Raw genomic sequence first — 221 nt, 5'->3', positions numbered from 1 at the left:
AACCTGTTCAAGGTGAAGCTGACCGACAACAACGCCGAGAAGAACGGCGGCGCCATCGCCAACTTCGGCCGCGTCCACCTCGAAGACAGCAAGGTCACCGACAACCACGCCCGCGAGGACGGCGGCGGCATCTTCAACCGCGGCGTACTCAAGGTCAAGGACTCCCACGTCGACAACAACACCGCCGGCGGCAACGGCGGCGGCATCGCCAACGGCAACGG

Annotated in this window: 1 pseudogene; it reads left to right on the top strand. The window is 65.2% G+C overall.

Going from position 1 to position 221, the window contains the following annotated elements:
• Nucleotides 1–12: 12 nt before the first annotated feature.
• Nucleotides 13–221 (top strand): annotated as a pseudogene (locus FXF50_RS29080) (hypothetical protein); the annotation flags it as partial.

The sequence above is a fragment of the Micromonospora sp. AP08 genome (genome assembly GCF_008085935.1).
In the GTDB taxonomy this organism is placed as follows: domain Bacteria; phylum Actinomycetota; class Actinomycetes; order Mycobacteriales; family Micromonosporaceae; genus Micromonospora; species Micromonospora chersina.
The sequence above is the reverse complement of the archived record's forward strand: the minus strand, read 5'-3'. Positions and strand labels throughout refer to the sequence as shown.